The 1,005-nt window shown below is 64.9% G+C and carries 2 protein-coding genes and 1 pseudogene; all 3 read left to right on the top strand.

Going from position 1 to position 1,005, the window contains the following annotated elements; genetic code table 11:
* Nucleotides 1-98 precede the first annotated feature (98 nt).
* The gene (locus E5W87_RS30805; protein WP_292406319.1) at nucleotides 99-449 is read left to right on the top strand and encodes a cupin domain-containing protein; all 351 of its coding nucleotides are present in this window, start codon (nucleotides 99-101) and stop codon (nucleotides 447-449) included.
* 30 nt (nucleotides 450-479) lie between these two features.
* Entirely contained in the window at nucleotides 480-824 is a 345-nt protein-coding gene (locus E5W87_RS30800) for a cupin domain-containing protein (protein ID WP_292406316.1), read from the top strand.
* 20 nt (nucleotides 825-844) lie between these two features.
* Nucleotides 845-1,005: pseudogene (locus E5W87_RS30795) on the top strand (aldehyde dehydrogenase); the annotation flags it as partial.

Below are 1,005 nucleotides of genomic sequence, written 5' to 3'. Positions count from 1 at the left end.
ATCTCCCCCCAAGTGGGGGAGATGTCCGGCAGGACAGAGGGGGGCGCCGTAGAGCGAGACCATCGCGAAGTCATGCGTCGCACCAGCGGAGCACCCGCATGACCTCCTCAGCACCACATCTCCACCAGGCCTCGACCCGAACCGACCTCGTCGATTGGGGCGCCCAGCCGGATGCGCTGGAAGGCGCTTCGCACTCTACTGGCAGGCTCGTCCACAAGGGGCCGAACAACCAGCCGGAATCCGGCATCTGGGTCTGCACGCCCGGCCGCTGGCGGCTGAGTATCCCGCGCGACGAATTGTGCCATTTCGTTGCCGGCCGCGCGACCTACAGGTCGGACGACGGCGAGGTCATCGAAGTCTCCGCCGCCACGGTGGTCATGTTCCCGGCCGGCTGGACCGGTGAGTGCACCGTCCACGAGACCATCCGCAACGTCTACATGCTGGCCTGACTCAAACCTGCCGCACTGGAGCTTCACGACATGCCAACGCCGATCATGAAATCGCCGCTCGCCCTCACCGACCTCGTCGACTGGGGCGTCATCCCCACCATGATCGAGGGCGAATCCCGCACCTCGGGCAAGCTGCTGCACAAGGGGCCGGAGGGCCGCTCCGAATGCGGGCTGTGGGTCTGCACCCCAGGCAAATGGCGCTGCCACGTCACCCGCGACGAGTTCTGCCATTTCCTCGAGGGTCGCTGCACCTATGTCCACGAATCCGGCGAGGTGATCGAGATCGAACCGGACACCGCAGCGTTCTTTCCGCAGGACTGGAAAGGCGTCTGCACCGTCCATGAGACCATCAAGAAAGTCTACATGATCCGCTGAGCGGGCTTGAAAGGAAGACCATGGAATTCTCCGCTGATCGACCGGCTTTCTTCGTCAATCCGGATTACCGGCCGATGGCCGGCACAAGAAAGCCGGTGATCGACCCGGCGACGCTGGAAACCGTCGGCGCGATCGCGGCTGCAACCGACGGCGAGGTCGACGCCGTGCTCACCGCGGCGAC

It is taken from the genome of Mesorhizobium sp., assembly GCF_004962925.1.
Lineage (GTDB): Bacteria > Pseudomonadota > Alphaproteobacteria > Rhizobiales > Rhizobiaceae > Mesorhizobium.
The sequence above is the reverse complement of the archived record's forward strand: the minus strand, read 5'-3'. Positions and strand labels throughout refer to the sequence as shown.